This window comes from Streptomyces albofaciens JCM 4342 (genome assembly GCF_008634025.1).
GTDB lineage: Bacteria > Actinomycetota > Actinomycetes > Streptomycetales > Streptomycetaceae > Streptomyces > Streptomyces albofaciens.
In genome coordinates this window covers 1016847-1033138 of record NZ_PDCM01000002.1, presented here as the reverse complement: position 1 = coordinate 1033138, position 16292 = coordinate 1016847, and the positions used below count along the sequence as shown (strand labels likewise).

General features: G+C 73.2%; 14 protein-coding genes and 1 pseudogene. 2 read left to right on the top strand and 13 right to left on the bottom strand.

All coding sequences use genetic code 11. The annotated features are described in order from the left end of the window. Window positions 1-606 precede the first annotated feature (606 nt). The 5 genes from CP973_RS24920 to xylB form a co-directional block, all read right to left on the bottom strand. A complete protein-coding gene (locus CP973_RS24920) occupies window positions 607-2025 on the bottom strand; it encodes a family 2B encapsulin nanocompartment shell protein (RefSeq protein ID WP_150245396.1) in 1419 nt (472 codons plus the stop codon). Window positions 2026-2241: 216 nt separating this feature from the next. Further along, the gene (locus CP973_RS24915; protein WP_150245393.1) at window positions 2242-3651 is read right to left on the bottom strand and encodes a family 2B encapsulin nanocompartment shell protein; all 1410 of its coding nucleotides are present in this window, start codon (window positions 3649-3651) and stop codon (window positions 2242-2244) included. A gap of 260 nt (window positions 3652-3911) precedes the next feature. Next, window positions 3912-5189 (bottom strand): ROK family transcriptional regulator, encoded by a 1278-nt coding sequence (locus CP973_RS24910; RefSeq protein ID WP_150245390.1) that lies wholly within the window; start codon window positions 5187-5189, stop codon window positions 3912-3914. 110 nt (window positions 5190-5299) lie between these two features. After that, complete coding sequence (locus tag CP973_RS24905) at window positions 5300-5602, bottom strand: hypothetical protein (RefSeq protein WP_150245387.1); 303 nt, start codon at window positions 5600-5602, stop codon at window positions 5300-5302. 142 nt (window positions 5603-5744) lie between these two features. Continuing rightward, window positions 5745-7265, bottom strand: coding sequence for a xylulokinase (gene xylB, locus CP973_RS24900; RefSeq protein ID WP_150245384.1), 1521 nt, complete (start codon window positions 7263-7265; stop codon window positions 5745-5747). A 154-nt stretch (window positions 7266-7419) separates the two neighbouring features. Here xylB and xylA point away from each other — a divergent pair, with 154 nt between their 5' ends. Beyond that, window positions 7420-8583, top strand: a complete 1164-nt coding sequence (gene xylA / locus CP973_RS24895; RefSeq protein WP_150245380.1) for a xylose isomerase — start codon at window positions 7420-7422, stop codon at window positions 8581-8583. A gap of 33 nt (window positions 8584-8616) precedes the next feature. Here the strand turns inward: xylA and CP973_RS24890 are convergent, their stop codons facing one another. The 7 genes and pseudogenes from CP973_RS24890 to CP973_RS24860 all read right to left on the bottom strand — a co-directional run. Next, on the bottom strand, window positions 8617-9582 hold the full coding sequence (locus CP973_RS24890) for an acetylxylan esterase (RefSeq protein ID WP_150245377.1): 966 nt from the start codon (window positions 9580-9582) through the stop codon (window positions 8617-8619). 107 nt (window positions 9583-9689) lie between these two features. Next, window positions 9690-10517 carry an amino acid ABC transporter ATP-binding protein gene (locus tag CP973_RS24885; protein WP_280119034.1) on the bottom strand — a complete coding sequence of 276 codons (828 nt, stop codon included), beginning with the start codon at window positions 10515-10517 and terminating at the stop codon, window positions 9690-9692. After that, on the bottom strand, window positions 10514-11299 hold the full coding sequence (locus CP973_RS24880; protein ID WP_150245371.1) for an amino acid ABC transporter permease: 786 nt from the start codon (window positions 11297-11299) through the stop codon (window positions 10514-10516). The genes CP973_RS24885 and CP973_RS24880 overlap by 4 nt, the downstream gene beginning before the upstream one ends. A 29-nt stretch (window positions 11300-11328) precedes the next feature. Beyond that, complete coding sequence (locus CP973_RS24875) at window positions 11329-12126, bottom strand: basic amino acid ABC transporter substrate-binding protein (RefSeq protein ID WP_150250202.1); 798 nt, start codon at window positions 12124-12126, stop codon at window positions 11329-11331. A gap of 166 nt (window positions 12127-12292) precedes the next feature. Beyond that, on the bottom strand, window positions 12293-13216 hold the full coding sequence (gene mmuM / locus CP973_RS24870; protein ID WP_150245367.1) for a homocysteine S-methyltransferase: 924 nt from the start codon (window positions 13214-13216) through the stop codon (window positions 12293-12295). 27 nt (window positions 13217-13243) lie between these two features. Further along, window positions 13244-14122, bottom strand: coding sequence for a YceI family protein (locus tag CP973_RS24865; RefSeq protein ID WP_150245364.1), 879 nt, complete (start codon window positions 14120-14122; stop codon window positions 13244-13246). 110 nt (window positions 14123-14232) lie between these two features. Beyond that, window positions 14233-14904 (bottom strand): annotated as a pseudogene (locus CP973_RS24860) (beta-galactosidase small subunit-related protein); the annotation flags it as partial. A 611-nt stretch (window positions 14905-15515) separates the two neighbouring features. Between CP973_RS24860 and CP973_RS24855 the strand changes: the two are divergent. Next, window positions 15516-15749: a DUF6480 family protein gene (locus CP973_RS24855; protein ID WP_150245361.1), complete on the top strand. Its 234-nt coding sequence runs from the start codon at window positions 15516-15518 to the stop codon at window positions 15747-15749. Between the two features lie 64 nt (window positions 15750-15813). Here the strand turns inward: CP973_RS24855 and CP973_RS24850 are convergent, their stop codons facing one another. Further along, complete coding sequence (locus tag CP973_RS24850) at window positions 15814-16194, bottom strand: nuclear transport factor 2 family protein (protein WP_208853295.1); 381 nt, start codon at window positions 16192-16194, stop codon at window positions 15814-15816. Between the last annotated feature and the right edge of the window lie 98 nt (window positions 16195-16292).

Below are 16292 nucleotides of genomic sequence, written 5' to 3'. Positions count from 1 at the left end.
CCGAATACGGATGCCGGGCACCGCCGACCGGAACGGCCACCACCGGGCGCGGCACACCATCCCCCGAAGCGCGCCGGACGCTCCGCAACCGAGCCTCCCTGAACGGACAGCGACGGTGAGCACCCAGACCCGGCATCGCCGTTGCGCCCACCGGCCAAGGCGAAATCCCAGGCCGTACGCGGCAACGCCGCTCCGCCTGTGACGCATGTGTCCGGTGTGCCGAGCGGGCCTACAGCGACAGCACCGGACGCGCGACAGTGAGTGACAGCCTCCGCCACATCCCCACACCACCGCACCCGCGCAGCGCGGCGGCACCGGAAGCCGAGGCGCGGTGGACCGATGAACCCTTGTCCGCCCACCGGTACACCCGGGGCCTCACCCGGCCTGGCGGAAACCCACCACACCACAGAGCCGGAAACCGCGGTCTCCTGCCCCACCCCCCTCTCCTGACACCCCGTCACCTTCCGTGCGACATGGTCTTCCAGGCTCAACGCGCCTTACGGGTCAGGTCGTCGACGGCCTGAAGACGAGCCGGGACCGACGCACGCCGCCCGCCGCCCCACCACGGTGGCGGGGCGGCGGGCGGATGTCGGTCGGCGGCGTCGGCTAGTGGCCGATCTCCACGTCCTCCAGCACGCCCAGGGCGTCCGGGACGAGTACGGCTGCCGAGTAGTAGGCGCTCACCAGGTAGTTGATGACCGCCTGTTCGTTGATGCCCATGAAGCGGACGGAGAGGCCGGGGCGGTACTCGTCGGGGATGCCGGTCTGGTGGAGGCCGACGACGCCCTGGTTCTCCTCGCCGACGCGCATGGCGATGATCGAGCTGGTCTGGTCGGGGTTGACGGGGATCTTGTTGCAGGGGAGCAGCGGGATGCCGCGCCAGGCGCGCACGGCGGTGCCGCCGAGCTCCGTGGTGGCGGGGTAGATGCCGCGGGCGTTCCACTCGCGGCCGATGGCGGCGATGGTGCGCGGGTGGGCCAGCAGGAACTGCGTCTTGCGGCGCCGGGAGATGAGGTCGTCCAGGTCGTCGGGGGTGGGCGGGCCGCTGCGGGTGTGGATGCGCTGCTTGAGGTCGGCGTTGTGCAGCAGGCCGAACTCGCGGTTGTTGACCATTTCGTGCTCCTGGCGCTCGCGCAGCGCCTCGATGGTCAGCCGCAGCTGCTGGTCCAGCTGGTTCATCGGGTCGTTGTAGAGGTCGGCGACCCGGGTGTGGATCTTCAGCACGGTCTGCGCGACGCTCAGTTCGTACTCCCGCGGCGCCACTTCGTAATCGACGAAGGTGCCCGGCAGCGCGGGCTCGCCGATGTGGCCCGAGGTCACGTCGATGGCCGCCTCGCCGTGTTTGTTCTGCGGCGGGATCTGGGCACCGCGGTGGCGCTCCAGGTGGTCGCGCAGGCCGGGGGAGCGGTCCGCGAACTCTTCGTACGCGGCGCGGGGCAGCGTCAGTACGGTCACCCGCGTGACCGCCCGGACCGTGTGCTCCCAGACCGCGTCCGGTGCCAGCAGTGCCGTTTCGCCCAGGTGGTCGCCGTCCGCGAGGACGCCGAGGACCGTTTCGTCGCCGTACTTGCCGGTGCCGATACGGTTCAGCTTGCCGTGCGCGACCAGGACGACCCGGTCGGCCGGGCGCCCCTGCTCCACCAGGACGTCACCGGGCGCGTGCTCCTCCTGGACGAATCGGCCGGCCAGCGCCTCCAGCACCTCCTGGTCGTCGAAGTCGCGCAGCGGCGGCAGTTCCCGCAGTTCCGCGGGGATGACCCGGACGTCGGAACCGGTGCTGGTGAACTCGACCCGGCCGTCTCCGAGGGTGTGCGTCAGGCGCCGGTTGACGCGGTACGTGCCGCCGGAGACCTGCACCCACGGCAGCACGCGCAGCAGCCAGCGGGAGGAGATCCCCTGCATCTGCGGCACGGTCTTGGTCGTGGTGGCCAGATTGCGTGCCGCGGCTGTCGCCAGGCTGGTGCGCGCCGGGTCGGTGTCCGGGGTGGCGCCGGGTCCGGACGTCGGGTCCGCCGATGTGGTCATGGGGGTTTCACCTGTTCCTGTGGGTCGTGGGACGGTCAGGGCCGCGGGACGGACGCGACCGTCCCGCGGTACGCGGCCGGGGAGGGCACGGGGACCGCGCGCGGGGCCGCGGAGGTCGCGCCGGGATTCACGGGGTGTCGGCCATGGGAAACGCGGGAGCGTCATTTCTCGGCAAACGGTTCTTCAACCGATTCCCATGGCTCGAACGGGGGTGGTTCATTGGCCGGTCTGCACGTCCTCCAGAATTCCCAGCGCGTCCGGCACCAGGATCGCGGTGGAGTAATAGGCGCTCACGAGATAGTTGGCGATGGCCTGGTCGTTGACGCCCATGAACCGGACCGAGAGCCCCGGCTCGTATTCGTCCGGGATTCCCGTCTGGTGCAGCCCGACGACACCCTGCTTCTCCTCGCCGGTACGCATCACCAGGAACGAACTGGTGCCGTCCGCGCCGACCGGAATCTTGTTGCACGGAAAGATCGGGACCCCGCGCCAGGAGGGCAGCGAATGCCCCATGAAGTCGACCGCCGTCGGATACAGGCCACGGGCGCTGCACTGCCGGCCGAAGGCGGCGATCGCCTTCGGGTGGGCGAGCAGGAACGTCGGGTCCTTCCACACCGTCGCGAGCAACTCGTCCAGGTCGTCGGGGGTGGGCGGGCCGCTGCGGGTACGGACGCGCTGCGTCAGGTCGGCGTTGTGCAGCAGGCCGAACCCGCGGTTGTTGACCATCTCGTGCTCCTGACGCTCGCGCAGCGCCTCGATGGTCAGCCGCAACTGCTGCTCGACCTGGTTCATCGGGTCGCTGTAGAGGTCGCCGACCCGGGTGTGGGCCCGCAGCACCGTCTGCGCCACGCTGAGTTCGTACTCCCGGGGTTTCAGCTCGTAGTCGACGAAGGTGCCGGGCACCCGCGGCTCGCCGTGGTGGCCGGAGGCGACCTCGATGGCCGACTCGCCGCTGGCGTTGCGCGGCGGAGCGCTGCCCGCGCCGGCCGTCGCGAGGTGGTCGCGCAGCTCCCGCGAGCCGTCCGTGACCTCCTGCGCGTCCTGCCGGGGCAGCTCCATGACGGTCACCCGCGTCACCGCGCGGTAGGTGTACTCCCATGACGCGGCGGTGTCGGTGAGCGGAGCGTCGCCGAGGTGGTCGCCGCCGGCGAGTGCCTCCAGGACCGTTTCGTCGCCGTATTTCCCGGCGCCGATCCGGTCCACCCGGCCGTGCGCGATCAGCACCAGGCGGTCGGCGGGCGTGCCGGCGGCCGCGATCACGTCGCCCGGCGCGTACTCGCGCTGGACGAAGCGCTCGCCGAGCGCGCCGAGCACCGCGGTGTCGGTGAAGTCGCGCAGCGCGGGCAGTTCGCGCAGTTCGTCAGGGATGATCGTTACTGCGGTGCCGGAGACGGCGAAGTCCACCCGGCCGTCGCCGACCGTGTAGGTCAGCCGCCGGTTGACGCGGTACGTGCCGCCGGAGACCTGCACCCAGGGCAGCAGCCGCAGCAGCCAGCGCGAGGAGACGCCCTGCATCTGCGGCACGGTCTTGGTGGTCGTGGCCAGATTGCGGGCCGCGGCCGTCGTGAGGCTGGAATTCTGCGTTTCGCCCTCGGGGCCGGAAATGGTCTCGTCCGTAACCGTCACGGCTGTGCCACCAATCTTGGAAGGTTGGAAAGAGGACGGCGGCCGGGGCCACGGCCGTTCGCGAGACGAGGTCCGTGCCGCTCGTCGCACTGAACATAGGCGTGTCGTTTTAATCCGGGCAATCACTCGAACGAGTGGCATGAAAAATAATGGAGATGGACAGGTTTAATGGAAGCCGTTGCTGGAAAGTGTGCCGGGGTGATTCCGGTCGCGCACCCGTCGGCCAGCGGCGGGAAAAGGCGTCGAGGTGACGGACCGGGTTATTCTCCGGAGAGCTGCCGGGAAACGGCGGGTGACCAGGGCCGGCCCAGCGGATCGTCGAGGACGGCGCGCAGGGCGGTGTGCGCCGCGCCGAGCAGCGGCCCGTCGGCGCCGTGGCGGGCGGCGGCCACCCGTATCCGCGGCGCGGCCCCCGCGTGCGGCGCGAGGGCCGTACGGGCCGTCAGTTCCCCCTCCAGCGACGGCAGGAGCCAGGGCGTCAGCCGCGCCAGCGCCCCGCCGAGCAGCACCGCCTCCGGGTCGAGGAGCTGCACGGCGCCCGCGAGCGCGATCCCGAGCGCCGCCCCCGCGTCCCGCAAGGCGGCCGAGGTGGCTCGGTCACCGGCGGCGGCGCGCTGGGCGAGGAGTTCGACGCGCGCCCGCGGACCGGGGTGGCCGGCCGCCGCACGCCCGGGGTCGAGACCGGCCGCCCGTAGTACCGCAGCTTCCCCCGCGTACTGCTCCAGGCATCCCCGCGCACCGCAGCCGCACGGCCGCCCACCGGGATACACCGGTACGTGCCCCAGCTCGCCCGCGAAACCCCGTACCCCGCGCAGCAGCTGACCGTCCACGACAACCGCGGCGCCGATGCCCACCTCCGCCGAGACGTGGAGGAAGCCGGGCGGCGGCGCTCCATCGCCATCCGGTCCGCCGCCGAGCCACAGCTCGGCCAGTGCGCCGAGGTTGGCCTCGTTCTCGACGGTGAGCGGCTCGGGCGCGTCGGCCAGGGCACGGAGCACCGGAGCCGGATCGACGTTCCGCCAGCCGAGGTTGGGAGCGTGCACCACGGTCGTCGTACCGCGCGCCACCAGCCCCGGAACCGCGACCGTGAGTCCGGCGGGCCGCAGGTCCAGCGCCGCGATCCGGTCCGTGACCTCTGTGATCATCCCGGCCAGACGGCGCAGTACGGGCCCCGGCTCGCCGCTCCCGTCGGCGGCATCGGCCGCCACCCGGGCCCGTATCCGCCCGCGCAGGTCGACGGCGCACACCGCGAGGTGGTCCACACCGATCTCGGCGCCGATCCCCGCGGGCCCGGTGCCGCTGACGGCCAGTCCGCTGCCCGGCCGCCCGCGTCCGCCGGTCGCCGCCGGACCCGTCTCGACCAGCAGACCGGCCCGCAGCAGGGCGTCGACCAGCGTGGAGACGGCCGTCCTGGTCAGCCCGACCCGTGCCGCGACACCCGCCCGCGACACGGGCCCGTCGGCGGCCACGGCTCCCAGGACCCGCGCCAGGTTGCGGCGGCGGATGCCGTGCTGTGTGTCGGCGCCGGGAGCGGTCACGGGGCAGCTGTGACGGGCGGTATGGACGGGGCGAGCGTGTCGATCATGTGGGTCGGGGTTCTCCCGGGGACGTCGGGTGAGGAGAGCTGGGTAGGCGGGCGGAACGGCCGTCAGCCGGCCGCATCCGGCCGCCCGGGCCCGAGCGCCCCGTACATCTCGGCGATCGTCATGTCGGCACACCTTCCCAGGCTCGTCAGCAGCCCGGTGCAGCTCTCCGGGGCCGCCCCGGGTGCGGCGGGGTCGGCGTACTCCTCCAGTACCAGGTAGGCGCCGGGCTCGGGGAGGGTGAACCAGCGGTAGGTCGGGCTCACCGGCTCCGGTCCGGCCGCCTCGTGCAGCGCGGTGGCACTCCGCTCGATGCCGTCCTGCCGGCGGTCGCGGACATCGAACCGGGCACGAACAAAGATGCTCATGCCCGGCACCCCATCACAACTCCCGCGCCGGCGGTACGGCGGCGTCCGAATCCGTTCTGCGGATCCGGATTTCCGGCCACCGTTCTCCAGGCGGAATCCGGAATCCGTCATGCTCCTGGCGGCGGGCGGAGCCCGAAACCTGTCATGCTCCGGCAGCGGGCCCATCACCGGTCCCGTACATCCCCAGCAGCCCTTCTCCCGCAGCGAGCGTCTCCGCCAGCCGTTCCCGAGCCGCCGTGTCGCACGGCACCGCCGGGTATTCGGCACCGCGGGCCGTCCCCCACCGCCTGGCCACCGCCGCCGGGTCCTCGCCCAGCAGCAGCCCCGCCGCCTGCGCCGCCGCGCCCAGAGCGACCAGTTCGCGGGCCTCGGGCACCACCACAGGGCGCCCCGAAAGCCGGCGTACGGTGTCCCGCCAGGCCCGGCCGCGCGCCCCGCCGCCGATCAGCAGCAGCGGCACATCGGCCGGCAGTTCCTCGTCCACGATCCGGTCCAGCGCCTGGAGCAGCGCGAAAACCGCTCCGTCGTACGCCGCTTGGAGTACCTGACCGCGTGTCGTGTCGTGCCGCAGGCCGTGCAGCAGCCCGGACGCGTGCGGCAGGTCCGGTGTGCGCTCGCCGTCCAGGAAGGGCAGCATCACCGCCGATCCGCCGGGCTCCACGTCCTCCCGCTCCAGGCCGAGCAGGGCGGCGACCCGGTCCACGGCCAGCGTGCAGTTCAGGGTGCAGGCCAGCGGCAGCCAGCCGCCGCGCGCGTCGGCGAATCCGGCGACCGTGCCCGTGGGGTCGCCGGGCGGGCGCCGGTCGGACACCGCGTAGACCGTGCCCGAGGTGCCCAGGCTCAGTACGGGCCGGCCGGGGCGCAGGCCGAGCCCCAGCGCCGCCGCCATGTTGTCGCCGGTACCCGCCGCGACCAACGCGCCCTTCGGCAGCGGCAGTTCACCGGACCGTACGGTGCCCGCGGCCTCGCCCGGCCGCGCCACCCGCGGCAGGGCCTTCGGGTCCAGGCCGACGTGCCGCAGGATCTCCTCGTCGTACGCCTCGTCGGCCGGTGACCACCAGCCCGTACCGGACGCGTCACCGCGGTCGGTGACCGCCTCGCCGGTCAGGCGCTCGGTGAGGTAGTCGTGCGGCAGCCGTACCGCGGCCGTCGCGTCGGCCGCCGCGGGCTCGGTCTCGCGCAGCCAGGCCCATTTGGTCACGGTGAACGCGGGCAGCGGCACGCTGCCCACCCGCCGCGCCCACGCCCGGGGCCCGCCGAACTCGGCCAGCAGGCGCCGCTGCTGGGGCGCCGACCGTACGTCGTTCCACAGCAGCGCCGGACGCACCGGACGCCCCGACGCGTCGAGGGTGACCAGGCCGTGCTGCTGGCCGCCGACGGAGACGGCCGCCGCCTGCCGCGCGGCGTCACCGCACTGGCGCAGCGCCTCGCCGAGCGCCTGCCACCACTGCTCGGGATCGCTCTCCTTGCCCGCGCCGGAACCCGCGCCGCCGGAACCCGCGCCGGAGTCCGGGCCACCGGCGCCCGTACCGCCGCCGACCACGTGCGGCGCCTGCCCGCGGGCGACGACCTCGCCGGTCGCGGCATCCACCACGAGCGCCTTGGCGGACTGGGTGGAACTGTCCACGCCGACGACCAGCGGTCCCGCTGCCTGTGTGCCCATCGCGTTCTCCTTCCGGACCGCGGGGCGGCCTCGCCGGTCGCCGGGCAGCACGCCCGTCGGAGGGCTTTCCCGGCGTGCTGCCGCATATTAGTTTGGGCCCGCCGCAATTTGTAAAGCGCCATGACGAATTGGTGAACCGGCCGAGGGAGCAGCGATGAGCTACCAGCCCGTGCCCGAGGACAAGTTCAGTTTCGGTCTGTGGACGGTCGGCTGGCAGGGCCGCGACCCGTTCGGGGACGCCACCCGCCGCCCGCTCGACCCGGTCGAGACCGTCCACCGGCTGGCGGACCTGGGCGCGTACGGCGTCACCTTCCACGACGACGACCTGATCCCCTCCGGGTCCGGCGACGTCGCCCGCGAGGCGGCCGTCAAGCGCTTCCGCCAGGCGCTGGACGCCACCGGGCTGACCGTCCCGATGGCGACGACCAACCTCTTCACCCATCCGGTCTTCAAGGACGGCGCCTTCACCGCCAACGACCGCGGCGTGCGGCGCTACGCGCTGCGCAAGACCCTGCGGAACATCGACCTGGCGGCCGAGCTGGGCGCCCGTACGTTTGTGGCGTGGGGCGGGCGCGAAGGCGCGGAGTCCGGCGCGGCCAAGGACGTGCGCGCGGCCCTGGACCGGATGAAGGAGGCGTTCGACCTGCTCGGCCAGTATGTCGTCGAACAGGGCTACGACCTGCGGTTCGCCATCGAACCGAAGCCCAACGAGCCGCGCGGCGACATCCTGCTGCCGACCGTCGGCCACGCCCTCGCGTTCATCGAGCGGCTGGAACGGCCGGAGCTGTACGGCGTCAACCCGGAGGTCGGCCACGAGCAGATGGCCGGGCTGAACGTCCCGCACGGCATCGCGCAGGCCCTGTGGGCGGGCAAGCTCTTCCACATCGACCTGAACGGGCAGTCCGGCGTCAAGTACGACCAGGACCTGCGCTTCGGCGCCGGCGACCTGCGGGCCGCCTTCTGGCTGGTGGACCTGCTGGAGACCGCGGGCTACGACGGCCCGCGGCACTTCGACTTCAAGCCGCCGCGCACCGAGGACCTGGACGGCGTGTGGGACTCCGCGGCCGGCTGCATGCGCACATACCTGATCCTCAAGGAGCGCGCCGCGGCGTTCCGCGCCGACCCGGCCGTCCAGGAGGCGCTGCGCGCGTCCCGGCTGGACGAGCTGGCCCGGCCCACCGCCGGTGACGGGCTCGCCGCCCTGCTCGCGGACCGTACGGCGTACGAGTCCTTCGACCCGGAAGCGGCCGCCGCCCGCGGAATGGCCTTCGAACGGCTCGACCAGCTCGCGATGGACCACCTGCTGCGGGCGCGCTGACCGCCTGGGAGCCCATCGGCGCGCGAGGCGGACTCACCCGAACAGCTCCCGCAGGAAGCGGATCTCCGCCGCCCGCTGGTGCCCGCCCCCGCCCTCGTGCCCGTTGAACCGCCACAGCCGCAGCTCCTTCGCGCCCGCGTAGTGGTGGTACGCGGCGAAGCCGGTGGAGGCGGGCGTGACCGGGTCGCGCAGCGCGGTCCCGAAGAGAGCGGGGGCGCTCGCGCGCGCCGCGAAGTTCAGGCCGTCGAAGTGGTCGAGCGTGTGCAGGGCGGCGTCCACCTCGGTGCGGGCGCCCGCGAGGTAGCGGGTCAGCTCGCCGTACGGGCCCTCGTCGGTGATCTCGACGGCACGCCGGATGTGGGTCAGGAACGGCACGTCGATCAGCGCGCCCGCGAGCCCCGGCACCAGCCCGGCCACGGCCAGCGCGATGGCGCCGCCCTGGCTGCCGCCCGCCACCACGACGCGCCCGGCGTCCACCGCCGCGTGCCCGCGTGCCGCCGCCACGGCCCGTACGCCGTCGGTGTAGACGCGGCGGTAGTAGTAGCCCTCGGGGTCGAGCAGCCCCTCGGTCAGCTTCCCGGGCACGCCCGGGTTGGCGGCGGCGACCGGGTCGGGCGTGTCGCCGGGGCGGTTCGGGCCGCTCTGACCCCGGGTGTCCATGACCAGCGTCGCGTAGCCCGCGGCCGGCCACAGCAGCCAGTCGTGCGGGTGCATGCGGCCGCCGCCGTACCCGAGGTACTGCACGACGCACGGCAGCGGCCCGTCCGCCGCGCGCGGCATCAGGAACCAGCCCTTGACGCGGTGCCCGCCGAAGCCCGAGAACTCCGCGTCGCAGGTGTGCAGCAGGGCCAGGCCCGCGTCGGTCTCCGTGAAGCACGCGTCCAGGCCGTACGCGGCGGTCTCGTCCAGCGTGCGCCGCCAGAACGCGTCGAAGTCTTCGGGCTCGGGCAGCGGGGGCCGGTAGGCGCGCAGCTGGTCCAGGGGCAGGTCGACGAACAAGCGGTGCCTCCAGGTCGGGTGCGTGCGGCGGGAGGGGAACCGCCCGGCCCCGCCGCGTACCGGGCGTGCAACCTGTCGGTGAGTCACGGTCCGGAACCGTCGAAGGGTTACGGCTGCTGCTCCCCGGTCTCCGGCTCCGCCACCTCGCTGATCCCGGCGGCCGCCGGATCGAGCACCCGGGCCAGGAACGTCCGGGTCCGCTCGTGCTGCGGATCGGCGATCACCCGCTCCGGCACGCCTTCCTCGACGATGACCCCGCCGTCCATGAACACCACCCGGTCCGCGACCTCCCGCGCGAAGCTCATCTCGTGCGTGACGACCAGCATCGTCATGCCCTCCTGCGCGAGCCCGCGCATCACCGCCAGCACGTCGCCGACCAGCTCCGGGTCGAGCGCCGAGGTCGGCTCGTCGAAGAGCATCAGCTCCGGCTCCATGGACAGGGCGCGGGCGATGGCCACCCGCTGCTGCTGGCCGCCCGAGAGCTGCGCCGGATACGCGGACTCCTTGTCGCTCAGACCCACCCGTTCGAGATTGGCGCGCGCCACCCGTTCGGCCGCCGCCCGGTCGCGGCGCAGCACCCGCCGCTGCGCGATCGTCAGGTTCTCCAGCGCGGTCAGGTGCGGGAAGAGGTTGAAGGACTGGAAGACCATCCCGATACGGCGGCGGACCCGGTCGATGTCCACGTCCGGGTCGGTGACCTCGGTGCCCGCCACGGTGACCCGGCCCGCGGTCGGCTCCTCCAGCAGGTTCACGCAGCGCAGCAGCGTCGACTTGCCCGACCCGGACGGGCCGATGACGCACACCACCTCGCCCCGGTCCACCGAGAAGTCGATGCCCTTGAGGACCTCCAGCGCGCCGAAGGACTTGTGCAGCCCCTCGACCTCGATCGCCCGGCGTGCCGTCACCGGCTCCTGGTCGGTGTGCACGGCGGTCACCTGGCCTTCGCGGTACGGGCCTCCAGCCGCCGGACCAGGTGGCCCAGGGGGAGGGTGATGACGAGGTAGAGCAGGCCGGCGATGAGGATCGGCGTCAGGCTCTTGTGTTCGTTGAGGGCGTCCCGCCCGAAGTTGGCCAGCTCGAACTGGCCGAGCGACAGGCCCAGCAGATAGACCAGCGAGGAGTCCTTGGTGAGCAGGATCAGTTCGTTGGTGAGCGGTGGCAGCACGATCCGGAACGCCTGCGGGATGACGATCGACCGCATCGCGCGGCCCGGCGACATCCCCAGCGAACGGGCCGCCTCGGTCTGCCCCTTGGGCACGGCCTGGATGCCGGCCCGGATGGTCTCCGCCATGTACGCGGCGCCGACCAGGCCGAGCGACAGCATCACGGTGATGTTCATGTCGAGCGCGACCTCGAAGGCGAGCGGCACACCGAAGCCCAGCGCGATGAACACCAGCAGCGCCGGCACCCCGCGGAAGAACTCGATGTAGACGATGGCCAGCCAGCGGTACGGCGGCACCTGTGAGAGCCGCATCAGCGCCAGCACCAGTCCGAGCCCCAGCCCGAACCCGAAGCCGAGCAGGGTGTACTTGACGGTGTTGACCAGTGCGGTCGTGATGATGTCGGGGAACAGCGCCTTGGCGACGTCGATGTCGAAGAACGCGTGGCGCAGCGTTCCCCAGTCGGCGACCAGGGCGAGCACGAGCACGGCGGCGGCCAGCACGGCGTACTGGACGCCGCGCACGAGGCGGGCCCGCTTGCGTCGGGACAGGGGCATCGGTGTGCGGCTCCTCATCCTGGCTGCGGTCAGCCCTGCTGGGGCGCGGTACCGAACCACTTCTTGTAGATCTTGTCGTAACTGCCGTCCGCGCGTGCTTTCTTGAGCACTTCGTTGATCTTCTTGCGCAGCGCGTCGTCACCTTTGCGCACGCCGATCCCGTAGTGCTCGCCGGTGTGGAACTCGGCCGTCACCGCGGTGTCCGGGTTCTGCCTGACATAGTCGAACAGCACCCCGTTGTCGTTGATGCCCGCGTCCACCTGCCCCGTCTTCACGGCGGTCAGCAGCAGCCCCAGGTCCTCGAACTCCACCAGGTCGACGCCCTGTCCGTGCTTCTTGGCGTACTCGGCGCCGGTGGTCGCCTTCTGGTAGCCCAGCTTCCTGCCCTTGAGGTCCTCGACCTTCTTGTAGGACTTCCCCTTCTTGGTGATCAGCGCCTGGGTGGCCTCGAAGTACGGGTCGGAGAAGTCCATCACCTTCTTGCGCCGGTCGGTGATCGTCATGCCCGCGGCGGCCAGGTCGCACTTGCGGATGTTGAAGTCCTGCCCGGTCTCGATGCCTTCGAAGGGCGTGTTGACGATCTCCTGCGGCACCTTCAGTTCCTTGGCGACCAGGTCGACCAGGTCCACGTCGAAGCCGACGATCTTGCCGCCCTTCTTCACCTGGAACGGCGCGTACGGCAGGTGGGTGCAGGTCTTGAGGGTGCCGGGGGAGACGAGCTGGATGCCGGAGGCCGACTTCCCGCTGGAGCCCGCCGGAGCCTTGGTGCTCGTGCACCCCGCGGCGAGGAGGGCGGTGGCCGCGACGAGCGCGGCGGTGGCGGACATCGATGCGCGAACGGACACAGGTCCTCCGGATCAGGACGCGGCCAACACCTACCGGTCGGTGGTGAGTTGGCTGCATCCTGCCACCGACCAGGGCCGCTGTCGCCGCCACCGGCGGTTGCGACCGGGTAACGACCCGCCGCCGTCCAGGGGCGTACGGCTTTGGGGATCAGCCCGCCAATTGCCGGGCCAGCGCGGCCACCGCGTCCGGCCCCACCCGGCAGCAGCCGCCGACGAGCCGGGCCCCCGCGGCGGTCCAGGACGCGACGCGGTCCGCGGTGAAGGCGGGCGTGCCGCACCACGCGCGTGCCTGCGCGTCCCAGCTCTCGCCGCTGTTCGGGTAGACGACCACCGGCTTGCCGGACGCGCGGGCCGCCACGGCCACGGCCCGGTCCGCGTCCTCGGGGGTGCAGCAGTTGACACCCACCGCGATCACCTCCGGGACGTCCGAGGCGAGCGCGAAGGCATCCGCCAGCGGCTGCCCGGCCCGGGTGTGCTCCCCGGCCGCGCTGAAGGACAGCCAGGCCGGTACGCCCAGCCCGCGGACCGCCCGCAGCAGCGCGCGCGCCTCGTCCGCGTCCGGTACGGTCTCCAGCGCCAGCACATCGGGCCCGGCGGCCGCCAGCACCTCCAGGCGCGGGCGGTGGAAGCGCTCCAGGCCGTCCACCGACAGCCCGTAGCGGCCCCGGTATTCGGAGCCGTCGGCGAGCATCGCGCCGTACGGACCGGCCGACGCGGCGACGTACAGGGGTCCCGCGGCGCCGGCCGCCATCGCCTGCCGCGCCGCCTCGCGCGCCAGCTCCACACTGCGGCGCAGCAGCTCGGCCGCCTCCGCCGCCCCGACGCCGCGCGCGGCGAAGCCCTCGAAGGTCGCCTGGTAGCTGGCGGTGATCGCCACGCGCGCTCCCGCCTCGTAGTACGCGCGGTGCGCCGCGACCACGGCGGCCGGGTCCTCGGCCAGCAGCCGGGCCGACCACAGCGCGTCGCTCAGGTCGTGTCCGGCGGACTCCAGCTGGTTGGAGAGCCCGCCGTCCAGGACGAGCGGGCCCGCGGCGAGGGCGTCGGTGAACGAAGGGGCGGCAGCGGTGCTCATGCCGCCCAGCCTCTCACCCCGCCCGGCTCACTCCGCCGGTACGGCCTGGATGTCCAGCTCGACGCGGATCGTGGCGCCGATGGCGGCGATGCCCCGGGCGAGCATCTTGCGCCAGTCGAGCGTGAAGTCCTCGCGGTGCAGCTCGGTCACCGCGCTGCACGCCGTCCGCGTCTCGCCGCCGATCCCGGTGCCGATGCCCAGGTAGCGGGTGTCCAGCTGCACCGACCGGCTCACGCCGTGCAGGTGCAGCACCCCCTGCACGGCCCACCGGGAGCCGCCCTTGTGCACGAACCGGTCCCCGGCGAACTGGAGGTACGGAAAGCGCGCCACGTCCAGGAACTCGGCCGAGCGCAGGTGGTCGTCGCGCATCTTGACGCCCGAGTCGATGCTCGCCGCGTCGATGGTCACCTCCACCCGCGAGTTCCGCATGTCCGGCGCGATCCACAGGCCGCCCTCGAAGTGGTTGAAGCGGCCGTGGATCTCGGCCAGCCCGATGTGCCGGGCGGTGAAGCGGATCGACGAATGGTCGGGGTCCAGCCGCCACTGCCCAGGGGCGGGCAGCGACGGCACCGGGGCCGGCTCCAGTTCCAGCGTCCGGGGCGCGGTCCGCTCGCCCGCGGTGACCACGCTGTCGAACCGCTCGGGCCGGAAGCCGTCGCAGGTGACCACCACGTGGTACGCGGCGGGCGCCAGCGTGGCGGTGAACATGCCGTTGGGGTCCGTCTGGCCGCGGGTGACCTCGGTGCCCTCGGCGTTGCGCACCGATATGCCCGCCCCGGCCATCGGCAGCCCGACGGGGTCCTGGACGCTCAGGTCCAGCGCCCCGGCGCCGCGCGGGATCGGGGCCGGGGCGGGGGCACTGCGGGCGGAGCGGTCACGAAGGCGGGTGAGGATGGCGAGCGCCATGGCAGGACGGGGCCTCTCGGTCAGTTGTGTCGAAAAAGGTGCATCTCCATCCTGTCATTGGTTTAGACCGCTGAGGACGACACCTGTCAATACCCGCCAAAACGTGAAATTCATCGCATCGTCCGCAGGGCGACGGCGAACCGGGCCGGCGCCACCGTCAGCTCGTACTCCGGCAGCACTCCGGGACCGCACGACCGGCTGCCGATGCCGTGCTGGGCGTGGTCGAGGTGGAGCCGGACCCGGTCGCCCGGCGTCAGGTCGGTGGTGTGCCGGGCCGCGTCCGGCTGCTCGCCCGTCCAGCGGCGCGCGGTGAACCAGAACGCCGGCTCGCCCTCGACCCGCAGTCCCGAGCCGTCGCTGCGGGCCGGCTCCACCCACCGGGTGCCGATCCGCGCCCCGTTCTCCCGCGGACGCACGTACGGCGTCTGCAAGGCGTCCACCGGCATGGTCCACAGCCCGGTCCGCGCCGCCGCCCTGGTGTCCGGGTACGCCTCGCCCGGCCCGCCGCCGTACCACCGCGCCGTCACCAGGCTGCCGCACAGGCCCATCCGGACGCCGAGCCGGGGCAGCGGGCAAGGCCAGTCCCCGTACGGCCGCACCGACACCTCCAGCCGCAGCCGCCCGCCGTCCGCGCTCCACCGGTAGTCCGCGTCCAGGGCCGGCCCGGAGCCGGCCGGTGCCACCCGGGTCCGTACCACCAGCGCGTCCCGTCCGCATTCGACCGCCGCCACCCGGTGCCGCAAGTGACCCGGTACGCGCAGGTCGTCCCAGTCCGCGTCGTCGAAGTCGGGCCGGGCGAAGGAGGTGTCCGCGCCGCGGGCGGTGGGCGAGAGCCGGAAGCGCCACGCCCCGTGCAGCGACGTCCGCCGCGCGTCGGAGCGGGCGTCCAGGCGCGCGGCGGACGGCAGCCGCTGCCGGGGGACGGGTCCTCGTAGTACGGGAGGGGGTGCGGTGTTCCGGTGACGGGGTGCTCGGCGCCGGCGGCGGAGCGGCGGCCGACGTGCTCGGCGTCGGGCGGGGGCAAGGGTCCTCCTCGCTGCGTGGCACGGCAGGGGCGTGGGGGATCACGCCAGCGATCCACGCGCGGCGCCGTCGCCGCGACCGGATACGGGTGATTGACCGGTGAAGTATTCGTACGGGGGCGTACCTTGTCCCGAGCGCCCGCATTCGTGCCGTCGGACGGGGTCCGGCAGCCCGGCGGTACGGGGCCGTCGGGCTGGTCCGGAGTCCGGCGGAACCGACCCGGCCGGGACCCGGCGGTACGGGCCGACGGACTTGTCAGGGACCCGGCGGTACGGGCCCGACCGGCTCGTCGCGTACCCGGCGGTACGGACCCGACCGGCTCGTTCCGCACCCGGCGTGAGAATTCGCCGTCCCCGGGCACCCGGGCAGCATGAACGATTCACCGAAGAACCCGGACCCGGCACCGGAGAGCACCGCCGGCCTGGAGCCGGGCGGCGGCGTGCCGCCGGGCGAGACGCCGCCCGCCGAGGGCAGCACCCCGGACGCCGGGCCGCTGGAGACCCACAACCCGACCCGGGGCTGGTCCAAGGGGCCGCTGCTGGTGCTCGCCGTCGTGGTCGTCCTCGTCGCGGCCTTCTTCATCGCCCGCATCTGGGGCGCGTAGGCCGCCGAGCCGCCGCAGCCGGGCACGGACCGTACGGTACGCACCCGGCCGCGGCGCGCCCGCGTCAGGCGGACGGCTTGCGCAGCGGTCCCGTGTAGTCCCGGAACAGCAGGATCCGGCCGTCCCGAATGCGGAAGAACTGCACCGAGCGGCCCTCGAACGCGTCGCCGCGCCCCACCCCCTTGCTGAGCGTCTCCGCGACGACGACCTCCGGGTCCTCGGTGCGGTGCACCGCGAGCGTCACCAGCGTGTCGACGCGCAGCGCGCCCATCGCGGCCCGCGCGAAGGCCCGGATCGCCTCCCGGCCCTCGATGCGGTCGGGCACGTCCGGGCCCGCGAAGGGCAGTTCGATCACTCCGTCCGGCGCGAACAGGTCGGCGAAGGCGTCCGCGTCCTGCCCCGTGACGGCGGCGCGCCGCTGTTCCAGAACGTCCAAGGGGCTCACAGCAGGCACGGTCCCTCCGATCGGCCGCACACCGGGCCGGCGGTCCGTGCGCCGGCCCCCTGACGCCGAGCAGCGTAGCGCCGCGCCGCGCGGAGAGT